This window comes from Paramixta manurensis (assembly GCF_013285385.1).
Taxonomy (GTDB): Bacteria; Pseudomonadota; Gammaproteobacteria; order Enterobacterales; family Enterobacteriaceae; genus Paramixta; species Paramixta manurensis.
Window position 1 is genome coordinate 3,039,344 of record NZ_CP054212.1, and the last position, 17,433, is coordinate 3,056,776.

At 52.9% G+C, this 17,433-nt stretch carries 15 protein-coding genes; 4 read left to right on the forward strand and 11 right to left on the reverse strand.

Features of this window, described 5'->3' with window-relative positions; all coding sequences use genetic code 11:
• Positions 1-4 precede the first annotated feature (4 nt).
• The 6 genes from mglA to PMPD1_RS14700 form a co-directional block, all read right to left on the reverse strand.
• A complete protein-coding gene (mglA, locus tag PMPD1_RS14675; protein WP_173634752.1) occupies positions 5-1,525 on the reverse strand; it encodes a galactose/methyl galactoside ABC transporter ATP-binding protein MglA in 1,521 nt (506 codons plus the stop codon).
• Positions 1,526-1,741: 216 nt separating this feature from the next.
• Entirely contained in the window at positions 1,742-2,737 is a 996-nt protein-coding gene (gene mglB, locus PMPD1_RS14680) for a galactose/glucose ABC transporter substrate-binding protein MglB (RefSeq protein WP_173634753.1), read from the reverse strand.
• 324 nt (positions 2,738-3,061) lie between these two features.
• A complete protein-coding gene (gene galS, locus PMPD1_RS14685) occupies positions 3,062-4,102 on the reverse strand; it encodes an HTH-type transcriptional regulator GalS (protein WP_173634754.1) in 1,041 nt (346 codons plus the stop codon).
• Positions 4,103-4,263: 161 nt separating this feature from the next.
• Positions 4,264-5,424 (reverse strand): DUF418 domain-containing protein YeiB, encoded by a 1,161-nt coding sequence (yeiB, locus tag PMPD1_RS14690; RefSeq protein ID WP_173634755.1) that lies wholly within the window; start codon positions 5,422-5,424, stop codon positions 4,264-4,266.
• A gap of 70 nt (positions 5,425-5,494) precedes the next feature.
• Complete coding sequence (gene folE, locus PMPD1_RS14695) at positions 5,495-6,160, reverse strand: GTP cyclohydrolase I FolE (protein ID WP_173634756.1); 666 nt, start codon at positions 6,158-6,160, stop codon at positions 5,495-5,497.
• A gap of 140 nt (positions 6,161-6,300) precedes the next feature.
• The gene (locus PMPD1_RS14700; protein WP_173634757.1) at positions 6,301-7,428 is read right to left on the reverse strand and encodes a YbfB/YjiJ family MFS transporter; all 1,128 of its coding nucleotides are present in this window, start codon (positions 7,426-7,428) and stop codon (positions 6,301-6,303) included.
• A gap of 149 nt (positions 7,429-7,577) precedes the next feature.
• Between PMPD1_RS14700 and ptrR the strand changes: the two genes are divergently transcribed.
• From ptrR to fghA, 3 genes are read left to right on the forward strand one after another with little or no spacing between them, the layout of a single operon-like run.
• Positions 7,578-8,495 (forward strand): putrescine utilization regulator PtrR, encoded by a 918-nt coding sequence (gene ptrR, locus PMPD1_RS14705; protein WP_173634758.1) that lies wholly within the window; start codon positions 7,578-7,580, stop codon positions 8,493-8,495.
• Between the two features lie 50 nt (positions 8,496-8,545).
• The gene (locus PMPD1_RS14710; protein WP_354292642.1) at positions 8,546-9,670 is read left to right on the forward strand and encodes an S-(hydroxymethyl)glutathione dehydrogenase/class III alcohol dehydrogenase; all 1,125 of its coding nucleotides are present in this window, start codon (positions 8,546-8,548) and stop codon (positions 9,668-9,670) included.
• A 12-nt stretch (positions 9,671-9,682) separates the two neighbouring features.
• A complete protein-coding gene (gene fghA, locus PMPD1_RS14715; protein ID WP_173634759.1) occupies positions 9,683-10,525 on the forward strand; it encodes an S-formylglutathione hydrolase in 843 nt (280 codons plus the stop codon).
• Positions 10,526-10,563: 38 nt separating this feature from the next.
• On the opposite strand, the gene PMPD1_RS14720 is transcribed toward fghA, so the two are convergent.
• The 5 genes from PMPD1_RS14720 to yieE all read right to left on the reverse strand — a co-directional run bounded on the left by PMPD1_RS14720 (position 10,564) and on the right by yieE (position 16,198).
• A complete protein-coding gene (locus PMPD1_RS14720) occupies positions 10,564-11,349 on the reverse strand; it encodes an ABC transporter ATP-binding protein (RefSeq protein ID WP_173634760.1) in 786 nt (261 codons plus the stop codon).
• The gene (locus PMPD1_RS14725; RefSeq protein WP_173634761.1) at positions 11,349-12,431 is read right to left on the reverse strand and encodes a FecCD family ABC transporter permease; all 1,083 of its coding nucleotides are present in this window, start codon (positions 12,429-12,431) and stop codon (positions 11,349-11,351) included. The genes PMPD1_RS14720 and PMPD1_RS14725 overlap by 1 nt, the downstream gene beginning before the upstream one ends.
• 15 nt (positions 12,432-12,446) lie before the next feature.
• Positions 12,447-13,586: an ABC transporter substrate-binding protein gene (locus PMPD1_RS14730; protein ID WP_173634762.1), complete on the reverse strand. Its 1,140-nt coding sequence runs from the start codon at positions 13,584-13,586 to the stop codon at positions 12,447-12,449.
• Positions 13,587-13,715: 129 nt separating this feature from the next.
• Positions 13,716-15,182: an amino acid permease gene (locus PMPD1_RS14735; protein WP_173634763.1), complete on the reverse strand. Its 1,467-nt coding sequence runs from the start codon at positions 15,180-15,182 to the stop codon at positions 13,716-13,718.
• A gap of 149 nt (positions 15,183-15,331) precedes the next feature.
• Entirely contained in the window at positions 15,332-16,198 is an 867-nt protein-coding gene (gene yieE, locus PMPD1_RS14740; RefSeq protein WP_173634764.1) for a DNA-binding transcriptional regulator YeiE, read from the reverse strand.
• 141 nt (positions 16,199-16,339) lie between these two features.
• Between yieE and PMPD1_RS14745 the strand changes: the two genes are divergently transcribed.
• Entirely contained in the window at positions 16,340-17,401 is a 1,062-nt protein-coding gene (locus PMPD1_RS14745; protein ID WP_173634765.1) for a YeiH family putative sulfate export transporter, read from the forward strand.
• Positions 17,402-17,433 lie beyond the last annotated feature (32 nt).

Consider the following 17,433-nt stretch of genomic DNA (forward strand, 5'->3'; position numbering starts at 1 on the left):
ATCATTAAAGGTGTAACGATGCCAAACGCAAGATTTCGTTTTGCGTAGTCGTTTTAGTTTCGACAATGCCCGCGACCAGGCCGTTGCTCATCACAAGAATCCTATCGGTAATCCCTAATAACTCCGGCATTTCCGAGGAGATAATAATGATGCCCTTCTCTTTTTTCGCCAACTCAGCAATTAATTGATAGATTTCAAACTTCGCGCCGACATCAATCCCGCGCGTGGGTTCATCCAGCATTAATATTTCCGGTTGCGTCAACAGCCAGCGCCCAATAATAACCTTCTGTTGGTTACCGCCGGACAATGAACCGATTGAGGTACGATGACCGGGCGTTTTCACACGCATGGAATCAATCACCCACTGCGTGTCGCTTTTCATTCGGCTATTATCCAGCAGACCGACGCCATTTTTATACTTACGAATATTGGAGATTAGCGAGTTAAAGCCAATATCTAAAAAAGCGTAAATACCGGTTGAACGACGCTCTTCTGTTACCAACGCAAAGCCGTGGTTAATGGCCTCATTCGCGCTGTTATTATTGATGGCTTTACCGTGCAACTTAATGGTGCCCGCCGCCTTATCACGAATACCAAATAAGGTTTCGACAATATCGGTACGCTTAGCGCCCACCAGCCCGGCAATCCCTAAAATTTCGCCTTTGTGTAGATCAAACGAGATGTCGCGAATCGATGGCTGGCGCAGTGCGGTTAAGTTACGCACCTCCAGAATAACCTCACCCGGCGTGTTCGATTTATCCGGAAAACGTTGGTTCAGCGAACGCCCCACCATCATGGCGATAATTTTATCCATATCCAGCCCTTCTAGCGGCTGGGTGGCAATCCACTGCCCATCACGCAGGATGGTGATCTCATCGCATAGCTGAAATATCTCTTCCATTTTGTGAGAGATATAAACAATGCCACAACCGCGTTCTTTCAGTTTGCGGATAATGGTAAACAGATGATTGACTTCTTTTTCGGTCAGCGAGGAAGTCGGCTCATCCATAATCACGATTTTGGCGTCATAGGAAAACGCTTTGGCAATCTCAATCATCTGCATCTGTGAAACAGACAGATTCGCCACTTTATCTCGCGGATCGATATTAATATCTAATTCGTCAAAAATAGCTTTGGTGTCTTGGTACATTTTGTCTTGATCGACAAACAGTCCCTTTTTCGGATAGCGACCAAGCCACATGTTGTCCATTACGGTGCGTTGTAAAACCAGGTTTAATTCCTGATGCACCATCGACACGCCATTTTCAAGCGCTTCTTTCGAACTTTTGAAATCAATTTCCTGGCCCTGAAAAAGGATGCTCCCCGAATCCTTTTTATAAATACCGAACAGACATTTTAATAATGTCGATTTACCCGCGCCATTCTCGCCCATTAAAGCGTGAATAGAGTGTGGGCGAACCTTTAAGTTGACATTATCTAATGCCTTTACGCCAGGAAATGATTTATTGATATTGCTCATTTCCAGCAGCCATTCACGCTGCTCTACTACTTTATCACTGCACATAGTTCTACCTGGCAGGTAATATCAAAGGAACCGAACATCGCCGGCCCACAGCCTAAAAGCGGGCGCGGGTTAACGCGCCCGTGATACCCGCCATACTTCAAGCTGCATGTGTGTTAGCGACGTTCGCTCACCCGAATCACTTGATCTTAGTAAGCGCATCGGGATTCACTCTCTTGCTGCCTTTCTGCAACTTAAATTATTTAGGGTATAGGGTATTTATTTCTGGAACTGCGCAAGGTTGTCTTTATCAACCGCGACGTAAGGTACGCGAACAATTTTGTTTTCAATTTTGTACTGCGTCCCTTCTGCCGCTGGTTTGCCGGCAGCGAGGTTTTTCGCCAGTTCAAAGGTGGCTTTCGCCTGGTTCTCAGCATCGTTCAACACGGTACCGGCCATCGCACCGCTTTTCACCAGTGCCAACGCTTCTGGTAACGCATCTACGCCGAATACCGGAACGTTGCTCTTGTTATGCGCTTTCAGCGCTTCAACTGCGCCCATTGCCATCGCATCGTTGTTCGCGATAACCACTTCAATTTTGTCGCCGTTCGGGCCAGAGAGCCACGCATCGGTTTTATCTTTCGCCTGGGCGGTATCCCACATGGCGGTATCTAAGTGCAATTGTTGGGTTTTGATGCCGTCTTTATTCAGCGTATCAATAACATATTTGGTACGCGCTTCTGCATCAGGATGACCCGGTTCGCCTTTCAGCAGCACGAACTGAATCACGCCATCTTTATTCAAATCCCATGCCGGAGTCGCTTTCCAGTGTTTCTCAATCAACTCGCCCTGCTTAACGCCAGACTCTTTCGAATCCGTACCGACGTAGTAAGCTTTGTCGTAGCTCGCCAGCGCTTTGGCCGTCGGCTCTTTGTTAAAGAACACTACCGGTACATCAGAAGATTTGGCTTTATCAATAATGACGCCTGCGGCTGCCGGATCCACCAAGTTAATTGCCAGCGCTTTCACGCCTTTCGCCAACAAGACGTCAACCTGATCGTTCTGCGTAGACTGGCTGTTCTGCGAGTCATTCATCAGTAACTGAACGTCCGGGCTGCTCTTCGCGTCTTTCTCAATGTCTTTGCGTACTACAGACATAAAGTTGTCGTCGTATTTATAAATCGTCACGCCAATACGCGTGTCGGCTGCGTGAGCGGTAGCGCCAAACATCATGCTGGCAACCAATGCTGTGAGGGTGAAAACCTTCTTATTCATGCTATCTCCGGGTTTATGCAGGGTAGTACACGGTCTTGCCCTTTCACTCTCTGTTGATCGGGACAAAACAATCGGTTTGTAATAATCAGCGAGGCGATATGTTAAGAAAACGTTGCGCGAAGCCGATGATTTGCTAACACAAATCCTGACTTCCGTGTTGGGTAATGCTTCCAGACAGCGAGGGCGAACTGTTTCGCAGTTGTGTGGTAACGCGCCAGACGGGGAAGATGGTGCGTTACATTATGTTTCACCCTTGGTACGACGCTGTCATCATAGAGAGCGTGATGTTAATTAACTGTGAATTTACTCACAGATTGAAAACGGTTACATCGGTAAATCGGTTGAATTAGTGACCGGCTCCACACTTTGTTTCCCGGCGACCGAGTGACGCCGAACCAGCGTCGGCATAAAACAGTGTTGGGCGCTGGCATCTAACTGCCCTGCCGCACCTTTTAACGCCAGCTCAGTTGCCAATTTTGCCATCGAAACAATAGGATAACGCACGGTAGTCAATTGTGGATCGGTATAGCGCGACGCGGGAATATCATCAAATCCCACCACCGAGCAGTGCTGCGGAACCAGGATACCGTTATCTTTTAATGCGGTGAGCGCCCCGACCGCCATCCCGTCGTTATAAGCCAGTATCGCGGTAAGATGCAGGTTACGCCCCAGCAGTTCTACCATCGCCGCTTCGCCGCCTTGCATATCGGGTTCACCGCTGGCGACCCAGACTTCCGGCGGCACGATGCCCTGCTCGGCCAATGCCATTAACCAGCCTTCGCGCCGCTGCTCAACATCCTCAATCGGGTGGCTGGAACTCAAATAACCGATGCGCTGATGGCCGTACTGCTGCAACATACGGGTTGCCATTAGTGCCCCGCTGACGTTATCAAGACAGACACAGCGGTGCGCATAGCCGGGAATAATACGGTTGATGAGAACCATGCCTGGCACCTGTTCCATAAAACCGGCCAGTTCCCGATCGGAAAGCGTTTTTGCATGAACAATCAACGCACTACAACGCTGACGAATTAACACTTCAATCGCATGACGCTCTTTTTCTTCCTGATGCCAGGAGTTGCTGATTAAGACATGTTTTTGCAGGCGCTGCGCTACCGTATCGACCGCTTTAACCAATGCGCCGAAAAAGGGGTCGGAGACATCCATCACCACCACACCAATGGTATCGCTCACTTGGGTGGCTAACGCCTGCGCGTTGGCATTTGGCCGATAGCCCAGAGATTCAACCGCCTGTAATACCGCATCACGCGTTTCTTGCGTTACCGCATTGCTGTGATTTAACACACGCGATACCGTCGCGACCGACACCCCCGCCTGACGCGCAACGTCACGGATGGTAATCATGGGCGCATCCTGGTGAAAAAAGTGAAAAATTGCATAGCGTACCTGACACATGAAGCGTTTCTGGCGGCTATTCTGTCAGGGGTTGCCCTTCGGCTGCGTGAATCTCGTCACACTCATGAAAACGGTTACATACAATTCTGCAACCTTTGTGATGGCCGTCATTATCCTGGCAGAGAGTTTTTCGGCGATTGTCCGGCGCCGAGTGCGGTTAATTTGCGCCACACCCACTCCATCGGCCCCAGGCGGAAATAACGCAGCCAGAGCACGGAAAATATCAGGTTAATGACCCAGATCGCCGGGACCAGCGCCAAAAGCTGCAACCGGTCCAACTGCATAAACAGGTTAAAACGGTAAAAGAGCGTGCTGCAAATTAGCGTCTGTAGCAGGTAGTTACTTAATGCCATCCGCCCGGCGCAACAAATTGCCCGGGTTATTTTCAGCCTGGCTAATTGTGACCAAAAGCCAAAACAGAGTGCGGCGTAACCAAGACTTTGTAACGGTGCCGCTAAGTCACGCGGCGCCTGTAGAAAGAAGCCACACCAGCGAAATGCCCACTGCACTTGCCATTGTATGACGATTGAGGGAATTTGGATGACCGCGCTAAGCAGCAATAACAGCGCGGCCATACGGCGATAGTGACGTTGGCTAAAAGCGCCCCGCAGCCAGCCGTTACGCATTAACGCGCCGCCCATCATCATTAAACCGGCCAGTTGCCAGCCATACTGCGCGCCGAGCGCTAACAGCGAAGAGGAGAGAGACTGTAGACGGTTATGCACCGCTTCCCACCCTCCGGCTGGCTTCCACAACGCTTCGTATTGCACTTCCGCCGCGCCTGGCAGCCATGAATGACTCGGCTCCGGCGACGAAATCAGGCCGAAGACCACCAGCACCGCCACGCCGATCAGGTACAGCAATGCGCCGGTTTTAAACAAGGTACGAGTTGAAGGAACATCGCGGATTAATCGCCACGCAATCAGGCCAATAATGCCGTAATCCAGCAAAATATCGCCTTCCCAGAAAAACACTGCGTGGATAAAACCGAATAATGTGAGCCAGGTAAGCCGCGCCCGCAGCCAGGCTTTACCGCGCGGCTGCAACATCTGTAATCCGGCGCCGAACAACAGCGCAAACAACGTGAGAAATTTGACCTGCGCGAACAGATCTAACAGCGCCCAGGTCCAGCGATCGCTAACGGAGGGCGGCCCGTTCCAGGCAGGATTAAGATAAGCCGCAGAGGGAAGCGCAAAGCCGACAATATTGAGCAGTAAAATGCCCAAAATAGCCAAACCGCGGATGAAATCCAGCGTGATATTGCGTGGCATGACGCGCTTTCCTGTCCGCATTTATCCGGGTGAATGGCCCCACCATACAGTGAGGCACATCAGGCATTGATTAGTTGTGGCGTACCGCGCGCAGGAACTCCTGACGGGTATTCTGGCTCGACTTGAACAAACCACCAAGCGACGTCGTGGTCGTCGCGCTGGTTGCATCGCGAATGCCGCGCGCTTTCACGCAATAGTGAACCGCATCAATCGAAACCGCCACATTGTTGGTACCAAGTAGCGTTTGCAAAGCAATCAGCACCTGCTGCGTCAAACGTTCCTGTACCTGCGGGCGCTGGGCGAAGAACTGTACAATGCGGTTAATCTTCGACAAACCAATCACTTTATCTTTGGGGATATAGGCCACGGTCGCCTTACCATCAATAATCACGAAGTGATGTTCACAGGTACTGGTCAGGGTAATATCACGTACCGTGACCATTTCATCCACCTTCATTTTATTTTCAATCAAGGTGATTTTCGGGAAGTTCGCGTAATCCAGCCCGGAAAAAACTTCATCCACATACATTTTTGCAATGCGATGCGGCGTCTCAACCAGACTGTCATCTTCGAGATCAAGATTCAGCAACTGCATGATTTCGGTCATATGACCCGCGATCAGGCGCTTGCGCGTTTCATCATCCATTTCACGCGTTGGCGCGCGTAATGGGGTTTCCAGCCCACGCGCTAACAGCGCTTCATGAACCAGGGCCGCTTCCTGACTTAACGTCGTCATATTCTCTTCTCCGCAGGTATTTCACCCAACCGATGGATAAAACCCCGATGCATCGGTTGGGACATTATTACTTTGCGCGTATTCTGAAACACTCGGCCAGGTTAATCCAGTGAATCAATTTAATCGATAATGAAACTCTTTCATTTGGCCGATTTCCACACCAGCGCGCCTGCCAGTAATAACCCAAATCCCGCCACATACAGCGCCGGTTCGAGACGGTGAGTCAGCATGGTGGAAATAGACGACAACAGCGGCCCCACCAACTGCCCGATGGCATAACCAGTAGTGAGTAACCCCGCCAGATAGCGCGTGTGTTTCGGCGCCAGCTCGCGACCATACTGTAATGAGAGCTGAACCACGCAGAGAAACCCCCCGCCAATTAACGCGGCGCCAATGATCAGGCCGCTGATGCCGGGCAGTAAATCCGCGGCGAAGACGCCCAGCGCCTGCGCCCACAGCACCAACGCTAACCTAACGTGACTGGTAAAGAAGTGACGGGTCAAAATACCCAGTGCGATACCCAGCACCGACGCTCCACCAAATACCGGCCAGACAAACTGAGAAAATGCGCTGTCAGGAAAACGGGTTGCCGCCATTTGCGATAAAAAGGTCGCCGGTAAAATATAACCGAATCCGGCCAGGCTATAGCTTAATACCAGCCGTTTAAGGTTCGCATTCAGCACTAACGGTTCGGGGGCGGTTTCCGGCCGATGCAGTTCACCGGTACGCGGTAAGAAGCGGGCGATAAGCGCCACCAAGATCAACGCCAGTAAACCATAGGCGGCCCAGGCAAACGCGGCGCTCACGCCCAGCGCATGCAGTAACACCGCCAGCATACCGCTAATAAAAATACCGGTTCCCGGCCCGGCAAAAACCGCGGCAGATAACCCGGCGCGACCATGATGATGCAGTTGCTCATTACTCCATGCCGCCACCAGTACCATAGCCCAACCGCTGGCACAACCGATCAGGAAGCGCACCACGCCATGCCACCACGGGCCTTCAATAGTCGCAGAAAGCAGCGTCAGCAGCACCGCGCCCCACACCCCACTCTGCAAACGCCATTCGACACGGCGCCCGGCGCGCATCGCATCAAATGATCCGCACAGGTAGCCGAGGTAATTTAATGCCGCGACCACACTGGCGCTGGTCAGGCTAAGTTGGTGTTCATTAATCATTAACGGCACTTGGGGCGTAAAGGCAAACCGCCCAATCCCCATTGCCACCACCAGTGATAAAAATGCGCTGATTGCGACGCGCAACGCCATAACGCTCTCCTTAAATTGACAAGATAGTGATGCGACGAACCGGAGATCGATGTCGATTCGCATTCACCAGGGTTGTCAATATGATGGTGGATGGTTAAACTCACGAAAAGTGAATAATCATAACCAAGTTACTTCCAGGAAAAGAATAGATGGATTTAATCCAACTCCGCATGTTCTGTGCCGTGGCGGCAACCGGTTCGATTGTCCGGGCGGCCGACCAGTTGCACCGCGTGCCATCTAATCTCACTACCCGCCTGCGCCAACTTGAGCAAGAGCTGGGGACTGACCTGTTTATTCGCGAAAAGCAGCGCCTGCGCTTATCACCGATGGGCCATAATTTTCTCGGTTACGCACAACGCATTCTTAGTCTCAGTGAAGAGGCGCTTAATATGGGGCGCAGCGGCGACCCGGCCGGTAATTTTGCCCTGGGGTCGATGGAAAGTACTGCCGCCACCCGGCTCCCCGCCTTACTGGCTACCTATCATCAACGTTTTCCCGCCGTGGCGCTATCGCTGATCACCGGCACGTCAGGAGAAATCATTGAACGTGTGCGTGAAGGCACATTAGCCGCCGCGCTGGTTGACGGCCCAATAAACTATGATGAATTGAACGGTTGCATCGCTTTTCGCGAGCAAATGGTGCTGATTTCCAGCCCCGACCGCGCGCCGATAGCCAACGCGACGGATGCGAGCGGCGATACGCTGTTTGCCTTTCGCAGCAGTTGTTCTTACCGCTTGCGCATTGAAGCGTGGTTCCGTGAAAACGGCGCGCAGCCAGGCAACGTCATGGAGATTCAGTCTTACCATGCCATGCTGGCCTGCGTCGCCAGCGGCGCCGGGCTGGCGATGATCCCGCAATCGGTGCTGGCGCAAATGCCTGACCGGATGCGTGTTCAGGTGCATCCACTACCGCCGGCCTTTCGTGACACCGCCACGTGGCTTATCTGGCGACGGGATGCCTTTACCCCCAATATTGAAGCACTGAAGTACCTGATTATCGAACAGTTTGACGACAGACCGGAACAGGATGCGCTACTGCATCCGTTAACGGTAACCGAAACGCAATAAACACCATAGCCGAAGTTAAGGCCGCTACGAATACTAAACAGGAGAAGAGAATGGAAATGATCAAAACCCGCGCTGCCGTTGCCTGGGCGGCAGGCGAGCCGCTGAAAATCGAAGAAGTGGATTTGATGCCGCCGCAAAAGGGTGAGGTGTTGGTCCGTATCGTCGCAACCGGCGTGTGTCATACCGATGCTTATACCCTGTCGGGTAAAGATCCTGAGGGCGTTTTCCCTGCCATTCTTGGCCATGAGGGCGGCGGTGTTGTCGAAGCGGTAGGCGAAGGCGTCACCAGCGTCGCGGTTGGCGATCACGTCATCCCGCTGTATACCCCGGAATGCGGTAAATGTAAGTTTTGCCTATCCGGTAAAACCAACCTCTGTCAGGCGATCCGTACCACGCAGGGCAAAGGATTAATGCCGGATGGCACGACGCGCTTCTTCAAGGATGGCAAGCCGATTTTCCATTATATGGGTACCTCAACCTTCTCGGAATATACCGTAGTACCGGAAATCTCTCTGGCGAAAATCAGTAAAGAGGCCCCGCTGGAAGAAGTCTGCTTGTTAGGCTGCGGCGTTACCACCGGCATGGGCGCCGTGATGAACACGGCAAAAGTCAAAGAAGGCGACACCGTGGCGATTTTCGGCCTCGGCGGTATTGGCCTTTCGGCGATTATCGGTGCCAAAATGGCCAAAGCCGGTCGTATAATCGGGATTGATATTAATACCAGTAAGTTCGATTTAGCCACCAAACTGGGCGCCACCGATCTGATTAATCCTAAAGATTACGATAAGCCGATCCAGGAGGTGATTGTAGAAATGACCGATGGCGGCGTTGATTTCTCCTTTGAGTGTATTGGTAACGTCAACGTGATGCGTTCCGCACTGGAGTGTTGCCACAAAGGTTGGGGTGAGTCAGTGATTATCGGCGTGGCGGGCGCGGGTGAAGAGATCGCGACGCGTCCATTCCAGTTGGTAACCGGGCGCGTGTGGCGTGGCTCTGCTTTTGGCGGCGTCAAAGGCCGTTCACAGTTGCCGGGGATTGTGCAGCGCTATATGGATGGCGAGTTCCAGCTTAATGATTTCATTACCCATAATTTGCCGCTGGAACAGATTAACGAGGCGTTCGACCTGATGCATGAAGGGAAGTCGATCCGTACCGTGGTGCATTTTAGCAAGTAATCAGGAGGATTCATGGCATCCACGCTGGAGCTACTGGAAGAACATCGTTTATTTGGCGGCTGGCAACAACGCTGGCGTCATCTTTCATCCACCCTGAACTGCACCATGACGTTCAGCATCTTTCTGCCCGCCCCACAGGGCGAATCGCCGCCGCCGGTGGTCTGGTTCTTGTCTGGTCTCACCTGCACCGACGAGAACTTTACCACTAAGTCAGGCGCGCAGCGGGTGGCGGCGGAATTGGGCCTGGTGCTGGTCATGCCGGATACCAGCCCGCGCGGCGCTGAAGTCCCGAATGAGGAAGCCTATGATCTCGGTCAGGGCGCCGGGTTTTATCTCAACGCGACTCAAGCGCCGTGGGCGACGCATTTCCAGATGTATGACTATCTGAGTGCTGAACTTCCCGCGCTGATTGCCGATAACTTCAACATTAGCGATCGTCAGGCGATTGCCGGGCATTCAATGGGTGGACATGGCGCCATCATGCTGGCGCTGCGTAATCCCGGTCGTTTTGTCTCGGCATCGGCGCTCGCGCCGATCGTTAACCCATGCACCGTACCGTGGGGCGAAAAGGCGTTTCGCGCCTATCTCGGTGATGACCGTCAGGCATGGTTACCGTATGACAGTTGTTGGCTAATGCGCCAGGCGACGCAGACGTTGCCGATCTTGATCGACCAGGGCGATAGCGACCAATTCCTCGCCGATCAACTGCATCCGGAGCGGCTGGAGGAGATTGCGATAGAGAAAAACTGGCCGCTGACGTTACGTATCCAACCGGGGTACGACCACAGCTATTATTTCATCGCCAGTTTTATTGAAGACCATCTGCGGTTCCACGCTACGCATCTGCGAGCGTAATTAAACCGGGCGGTCAGGCTGACCGCCCTGCTCTGGCGCTAAAACGTTGGCTCGGTGACTAACCCATCAATTAACACTTGTGGCGTCCCCTGCGAACAGCGCTCGATCCGCCCTTTCACGCCATAGACCCGCGCCAGACTTTCCGGCGTAATCACCGTTTCCGGGCCACCGTTCGCGATAAGCTCGCCATTTTGCAACATCAAAACATGCTGACCATGGCGCAGCGCGATATTGATGTCATGAACCACCACCACGGTAACAATATTCCGCTTTTCGGTTTCCCGGCGTACCAGATCCATTACGTGGAATTGGTAGTTAAGATCGAGCGCGCTTAGCGGCTCGTCAAGCAGCAGTAGCGCCGGACGGCGAATCAACGATTGTGCCAGCCCTACCAACTGTTTTTGCCCGCCAGATAACTGATCCAGATAACTTAATGCCAAATGCGCGATGCCTAACTGTTCAAGCAACGCCATCACTTCATTTTCATCCACGGCGGTACTCCGCCCGCCGGAGGCGCGTTGCGCGACGATAATCGACTCCAACACGTGCAGGTGCACGCCCGCCGGTAACGACTGCGGCAGATAAACCACTTTTTCCGCCCGGCGAGAAAATGGCTGAGACATTAACTCTTCGCCATTTAGCCACACTTCGCCCTGCGCACGGTTAAGCCCGGCCAGCGAACGTAACAGCGTTGACTTGCCACAGCCATTCGGCCCAAGCAGCACGGTGATTTTACCGCGTGGCAAGGTTGGGACGTTCAGGTTTTCAATAATTTTGCGTTTCGGGTAGCCTGCGTTAAACCCACGAATTTCCAGCCCCTGCATTAGACGTTCCCCCGATGACGCAAAATAATACTCAAGAAGAACGGCACGCCAACCAACGATGTCACAATTCCCACCGGAATAATGACGCCTGGGATCAGGTTCTTGGAGGCGACCGACGCCATTGATAACACCAATGCGCCGGTCAACGCGCTGGCAGGCAAATAATAACGATGGTCCTCGCCAAAAATCAGACGGGCGATATGTGGCGCGACCAAGCCAATAAAGCCGATGGGCCCGACAAACGCCACCGCCAGCGCGGAAAGGATACTGATGCGTAACAGCGTCGCCAAACGTAAACGGCGAACGTCAATACCGAAGCTGACCGCCCGATCCTCGCCTAAACGCAACGCGGTCAGTTTCCAGGCGCTCATCATTGAGAACGGCAGTAAAATGACCAACGCCAGAACTAAAATCCCCAACTTCTGCCATGACGCGCGCGCCAGGCTACCCATGGTCCAGAACACCAGCCCCTGCAACGTGTCTTCGCTGGCTATGAACTGCATCATCGACACCAGCGCATTGAAGGTGAACACTAATGCAATCCCGAACAAGACCACGCCTGAGGTTGCCACCCGCGTCCAACGGGTCACGCCGTCTAACATCAGGGCGGCAAACAGCGCAAAGATAAAGGCGTTGGCGGAAATAAACCACTGATCGGAAATACCCGGAATACCAATGCCTAGCACAATCGCTAACGCCGCGCCAAACGCCGCAGCAGAGGAGACGCCAAGCGTAAAAGGGCTCGCCAGCGGGTTATTCAAGATGGTCTGCATTTCCGCGCCAGCGAGGCCCAGCGCAAGGCCGACCACCACCGCCATCAATGCATAGGGTAGACGAATATCCCACACGATCACACGCGTACCGGCATCGACACTGGCCGGATGCAGCAGCGTTTGCCACAGCGTACTGAGTGAAAGACCGGATGGCCCGAGGGTAAAATCCAGCACCAGCGATGCCAAAATCGCCAGCAGTAATACGCCCATAATCAGTAACCGATGGCGTAAAACCTGATGATACCGCCCCATCACGCCGCGAGCTGACGCTTTTCCGGCGTAGTGAGAAGGATCCTGTGTGACACTCATATGCGCTACCTGTTATTACTTCGCTTCAGTCCAGTAAGTCCCGCTCGGTTCAATCGCCAAAAACTGCTGATACAACTGTTTTTCCGTGGCGCTCACATCGAGCGAAGCAAACTGCTCGGGATAAAACCATTTCGCAAATGCTTGAATGGCCAGAATGTTATAGGGAGAATTGTAAAAGTTATGCCAGATTGCGTAACGGCGTCCTTCCCGCACCGCAGTTAACTGGTTGATCCCTTTACGGGCGGTGACGCTTGCCAAACTTGCGCGCGCTTGCTCTGGCGAGACGCCTGCGCCCAGTTTAATGCCTGGCCCCTGCGCATCCGCCGCTTTCCCACCGCTGGCGATATAAATGCGCGGATTGACGGCCATCACCTTTTCCAGGTTAACGGTCCCTAACGGCCCCGGTAACAGCGCCTTCGCGATATTATTACCACCGGCTTGATCGATAAAATCCCCCATATTGCCGCGCCCGGCAGTGCCGCAGCACTCCCCCATTGCCGCTGCACGCAACTCAATAAAAACCGTTGGTTTTTGTTCGGCAGGGATCGCCTGGGTAACCTCGGTTACGCGTTGCAGGTTCGCCTGATAAAACGCAATATAACGCTTTGCCTGTGCTTCGCGCTGCAATACTTTGCCCAATAGCCGCATGCTCGGCAATGTGTTTTTCATTGGATTAGCGCGAAAATCCACGAACACTACCGGCACGCCCGCCCGTTCAAATTGCTGGACCAGTTCACTGTTTTTACCTGGCCCATGTCCGCCGGAGAGGCCGAAAATCGCCACGTCAGGGCGCAGCATCAGCGCTTTTTCCGGGCTAAGGCTATCAACGCTGGTTTTACCAATCAGAGGGATGTCGTCAATAGTGGGGAATTTCGCTTTATATTGCGCGTAGGTTTGTGGATCTAACTGCCGGAAATCCCCTTGCCAGCCGACAATCCGCTTCAGCGGTTGGGCGCCTTCCAGTAGAGAGACGGCATAAAATAACCGCCCCTCGCCAAGCAATATACGTTCAACCTTTGGCGGAATGGTCACCTCACGCCCGGCAATATCCGTTACCGTTGCGGCATGTGCGCCAACCAGACTTCCCAGCGACAATACCAGGGCGAATACTGCCCTTTTCACTTTACTGTGATGATGTTTCACGGCCAACTCCATGGACGATTAAGAAAAAGTGTCGGCCAAAACAATAAAGCAAATGATAATGATTATCAATCTGGTTGGTTATTATTAGAAACAAATAACAAAGGCGCGGAACCCGCGCCTTTTAAAATGCCATCACACCACTCAGTTTTTAAAGATGGGAAACTCCATCTCCTGATAGTTAACCAGGCGACTTTTACGCACCAATTTGTAACCGAACCAGATGACCAAAAATAGCGGCAAGCCAATATAGGTGGCGGCCACACCATACCAATCAATCTTATCGGCAAGGAAAGCCTGGTAATTTTGCCCCAGCGTGATAATCAGGCACAACACAAAGGCAAACACCGGCCCCAACGGGAACAGGCCCGAGCGATACGGTAAATCCTCCACCGAGTTGCCCTGCGCCACATAACCACGACGAAAACGGTAGTGACTGATCGCAATCCCCAGCCAAGCGATAAAACCGGTCATCCCGGAGGTATTCAGCAACCATAGATAAACTTGTTGATTGCCAAACATTGACGTCAGGAAACATAACGCCGCCACAATGGTGGTAGCATACAGCGCGTTACGCGGTACGCCGCCCTTCGAGAGGCGAGCAAAAATACGCGGCGCTTTCCCTTCACTCGCTAAGGTAAACAGCATCCGCGTTGAAGCGTACATACCGGAGTTACCGGCAGACAGAACCGCCGTCAGGATCACCGCATTCATCACCGCCGCGGCGGAAAGCAAACCCGCGTGCTGGAACACCAGCGTAAAGGGGCTGACGCTGATATCTTTCACGTCATTACGCAGCAGACTCGGGTCGGTATAAGGAATGATCAGGCTAATAACCAGGATGGCGAAGATATAGAACAGCAAAATACGCCAAAACACCTGACGCACCGCGCGCGGAATATTTTTCGCCGGATCTTCCGACTCACCCGCCGCAATCCCGATCAATTCCGTCCCCTGGAACGAGAAGCCCACGATCATCGCCACGCCAATCATCGCTGAAAAGCCACCGGCGAATGGCGCATCGCCAATCTGCCAATTGTGCCAGCCTGCATGCTCGCCGCCGCGCAGAATGCCGACGACCATTAAAACGCCGACCACGATAAAGATAATGACCGTAGCCACTTTAATCAGCGAGAACCAATACTCCGCTTCGCCAAAGCCTTTTACCGAGATGTAGTTCAGCAGGAACATTAAACCGAGGAATAAGGCGCTCCAAATCCAGCCAGGCGTTGCCGGAAACCAATAATTCATCACTAATTGCGAGGCCACCAAGTCAACGGCAATGGTCACGGCCCAGTTGTACCAATAGTTCCAGCCAAGGGCGAAACCAAAGCCCTCTTCGACGTATTTGGCGCCGTAAGTGGAAAACGAACCCGAAACCGGCATAAATGCCGCCAGCTCGCCGAGACTGGTCATCAAAAAATAGACCATCAGGCCAATTAGCGCATACGAGAGCAGCGCCCCGCCCGGCCCTGCCTGAGAAATGGTGGCCCCGGAAGCCACAAACAGCCCGGTACCGATCGAACCGCCAATGGCAATCATGGTTAAATGACGCGCTTTCAGCGCGCGGCGTAATGCAGGTTGTTGTGTTGTTTTTTCGTCCTGAACCATAGCTAAATACTGTGTCTTATAAAAATGAGGCGCGATTGTAGCAACTCACCCGGTCAAGTATAGCGATAACGCATCGTTATAAGTTACCTTCATAACCGGGCGGCGATTATTAGCAACGCGTCGGTTTACCGCAGCTGCAGCCCGCAGGATTACTCCTGACAATAGGAGAGAAAACGGTTTAATGCCTTGGAAATATGCTTCTGCCGATGATGAATCCGGTACAACGTGCGTGACAGTTTCGGCAGCGGAAGCGGGACTTCCGCCAGCGTGCCCATGTCCAGTTGCTCAGCAATAACCCGCCGCGATAGACAACTAATCCCCATCCCATGCCGCACCGCATGTTTTATCGCTTCCGAGTTACCCAGCTCTAACGCCAGTTGAAAACGTGGTAAATGTGAGAGCAATAAATAGTCGACGATTTCACGGGTACCTGAACCATGTTCACGCAAAATCCACTGCTCAGCCGCCAATGTCTCAAGGGTCACCGGCTGCTGTAACAGTGGCGCATTCGGCGCGGCAAACACCACCAATTCATCCTCCAGCCACGGCTCGCTCACTAACTCGCTCATGTGGCATGGCCCTTCAATCAGACCAATGTCGACACGGAAATCCGCGACGGCGTTAATTACATCCTGGCTATTGCCAACGCTGAGCTCTAACGGCAGGCCCGGAAAATCACGGCGATAGCGCGCAATCATACCTGGCAGCAGATAATTGCCGATGGTACTACTGGCTGAAATGCGAATAGCGCCATTATCTTCCTGGAACAGTTGCTCAATTTCACTGGCCTGCTCCAGTAACCCAATGGCGCGCGGGTAAAGTAAACGACCGTGTTCATTCAGCACTAAGCGTTTCCCAACCCGGTCGAATAGCTGGACATTAAGCTGGCCTTCCAGATCGGCTAACGCCGCGCTGACTGCCGACTGCGACAGCGCCAGAACCTGAGATGCCTGGGTGGTGGAACCGCTCTTCAGCACCTCGGTAAACACTTCAATTTGACGCAGGGTAATATGCATCAGCCATCCTCGTAGTCCTAAAGCAACGCGCTTATACCGCACTGGGTATATCACTTATTCCGATTGATTATAAATATATAATCAATTTCTCTTTTAAACCAGCCTCACGCACACTCTCTTCATCGACACAGGAGAGACACGATGGCTGAGATAACACTAACCAAACATCATCATGGCCCCGGCCATTTTCTGCCGGGATTACTCCTTACCGCAGTGATTGCCGGAGCCGCAATTTGGCTTGGCAATCTTCCCTCCATCGCCGGCCTGGGATTAGGCGCGCTTACGCTGGCAATCGTGGTGGGAATTATTGCGGGTAACACCTTCTATCCCAAAATCTACAACGTTTGTGATGGCGGCGTGATTCTGGCGAAACAGCGTTTATTGCGATTAGGCATTATTCTGTATGGTTTTCACCTGACCTTTCAGCAAATTGCCGATGTTGGTATCAGCGGTATTGTGATTGATATTCTGACGCTTAGCTCAACGTTCTTTGTTGCTTGCTGGCTGGGACGCCGCGTTTTCGGGCTGGATCGCGATACCGCCTGGCTTATTGGCGCAGGTAGCAGTATTTGTGGCGCGGCGGCGGTGTTGGCGACAGAGCCTGTGATCAAAGCCGAGCCGTCAAAGGTTGCGGTCGCCATCGCTACGGTGGTGATCTTCGGCACGCTGGCCATCTTTATTTACCCATTAATGTATCCGCTGGTCACCACCGTTTTCCCTTGGGTTACCCCCACCGACTACGGCATTTACACCGGTTCGACGATGCATGAAGTGGCGCAGGTAGTGGCGGCAGGGCACGCGATAAGCCCGGAAACCGAAAACGCAGCGGTAATTGCCAAAATGCTACGCGTTATGATGCTAGCTCCCTTCTTACTGTTGCTTGGCGCACGGGTTCAGCGCGGCGCGCCGGCCCAGCAGAACGGAGCACGTCAGCGGATTACCTTCCCCTGGTTTGCCTTGCTGTTTATTCTGGTGGCACTGTTTAACTCGTTCCATCTGCTGCCGGGTAACATGGTTAACGCCATGAACCAACTGGATACACTATTATTGGCGATGGCAATGGCAGCGTTGGGGTTAACCACCCATATCAGTGCGTTAAAACGGGCAGGACTGCGCCCGCTGCTAATGGGCCTGACGCTGTTTATCTGGCTGATTATCGGTGGCGGAACGATTAATCTCTTGGTTCACCACTTGCTGCCCTAAACGGTTCAGTTATGATGGCTCGCTGTATTGCA

Bases quoted from the DNA above. Each gene is read 5' to 3' on its own strand.
- mglA (WP_173634752.1), bottom strand. From the start codon at position 1,525: ATGTGCAGTGATAAAGTAGTAGAGCAGCGTGAATGGCTGCTGGAAATG.
- PMPD1_RS14700 (WP_173634757.1), bottom strand. From the start codon at position 7,428: ATGGCGTTGCGCGTCGCAATCAGCGCATTTTTATCACTGGTGGTGGCA.
- PMPD1_RS14710 (WP_354292642.1), top strand. From the start codon at position 8,546: ATGGAAATGATCAAAACCCGCGCTGCCGTTGCCTGGGCGGCAGGCGAG.
- PMPD1_RS14745 (WP_173634765.1), top strand. From the start codon at position 16,340: ATGGCTGAGATAACACTAACCAAACATCATCATGGCCCCGGCCATTTT.
- folE (WP_173634756.1), bottom strand. From the start codon at position 6,160: ATGACGACGTTAAGTCAGGAAGCGGCCCTGGTTCATGAAGCGCTGTTA.
- galS (WP_173634754.1), bottom strand. From the start codon at position 4,102: ATGATTACCATCCGTGACGTTGCGCGTCAGGCGGGGGTGTCGGTCGCG.
- PMPD1_RS14720 (WP_173634760.1), bottom strand. From the start codon at position 11,349: ATGCAGGGGCTGGAAATTCGTGGGTTTAACGCAGGCTACCCGAAACGC.
- PMPD1_RS14725 (WP_173634761.1), bottom strand. From the start codon at position 12,431: ATGAGTGTCACACAGGATCCTTCTCACTACGCCGGAAAAGCGTCAGCT.
- mglB (WP_173634753.1), bottom strand. From the start codon at position 2,737: ATGAATAAGAAGGTTTTCACCCTCACAGCATTGGTTGCCAGCATGATG.
- fghA (WP_173634759.1), top strand. From the start codon at position 9,683: ATGGCATCCACGCTGGAGCTACTGGAAGAACATCGTTTATTTGGCGGC.
- PMPD1_RS14730 (WP_173634762.1), bottom strand. From the start codon at position 13,586: ATGGAGTTGGCCGTGAAACATCATCACAGTAAAGTGAAAAGGGCAGTA.
- ptrR (WP_173634758.1), top strand. From the start codon at position 7,578: ATGGATTTAATCCAACTCCGCATGTTCTGTGCCGTGGCGGCAACCGGT.
- yeiB (WP_173634755.1), bottom strand. From the start codon at position 5,424: ATGCCACGCAATATCACGCTGGATTTCATCCGCGGTTTGGCTATTTTG.
- PMPD1_RS14735 (WP_173634763.1), bottom strand. From the start codon at position 15,182: ATGGTTCAGGACGAAAAAACAACACAACAACCTGCATTACGCCGCGCG.
- yieE (WP_173634764.1), bottom strand. From the start codon at position 16,198: ATGCATATTACCCTGCGTCAAATTGAAGTGTTTACCGAGGTGCTGAAG.